Below are 863 nucleotides of genomic sequence, written 5' to 3' on the forward strand. Positions count from 1 at the left end.
TAGGGTCTGTTGACATTTTCTGTTCAAAAAAATAGCGAGAAAGTAAAATTTAATCGCCAAACCAAATTTACTTCTCGCTATGCCTCGTACAATGCTGAATGATCAACACTGGTCTAAGTTACTTTCTATTTTCCGAAATTTTAATATCTATTTCAAATCTAATTTGAGAAATTTTGTCGAAGCAATACTTTATAGAATAAGAACAGGCTGTCCGTGGCGTGATTTGCCTAAGGAATTTGGTTCGTATAACTCAATCTTTAAAAAATATAATCGTTGGTGTAAAAATGATAAGTTAATGAAAGTATTTAAATTAATTTCTTCAAATGCTGATGTGGAATGGGTTTTTATTGATGGTAGTCATGTTCGGGCACATCAACATTCTGCTGGAATAAAAGATCAGGATATTTCTAAAAGCATTGGTGGCAATAGTTCTAAAATACACTTAGCTGTTGATGCGGATGGCAATCCAATCGAAATTATTATCTCCGATGGAACGACACATGATGTCAAGATTGCTCCCAAAATGATTGAAAAACTAGATTTGAGTGAAACGGAAGTGTGTTGTGCAGACAAAGGATATGACTCTGAATCATTAAGAGAACAAATATCTGCGAAAAAAACTAAAGCGAATATTCCAAGAAAATCAAATACCCAGTCAAATAATGACCATATGGATTGGTATTTATATAAAATCAGACACTTAGTGGAGAATGCATTTTGTAGGTTAAAGCAGTTCAGAGGAATAGCAACACGATATGATAAGTTAAAGTGTAGCTATGAGGGTGCAGTTGCATTAGCTTGTATATTTATTTGGCTACCTTTATCGGGTAAATTCTATACTTGAAATGTCAACAGACCCTAAT

General features: G+C 33.5%; 1 protein-coding gene. It reads left to right on the plus strand.

The features are described from left to right. The first annotated feature begins 79 nt into the window (after positions 1 to 79). The gene (locus DYI81_RS17855; RefSeq protein WP_004985728.1) at positions 80 to 844 is read left to right on the plus strand and encodes an IS5 family transposase; all 765 of its coding nucleotides are present in this window, start codon (positions 80 to 82) and stop codon (positions 842 to 844) included. Positions 845 to 863: the final 19 nt, after the last annotated feature.

The organism is Acinetobacter sp. SWAC5 (assembly GCF_003419885.1).
GTDB classification, from domain to species: domain Bacteria; phylum Pseudomonadota; class Gammaproteobacteria; order Pseudomonadales; family Moraxellaceae; genus Acinetobacter; species Acinetobacter cumulans.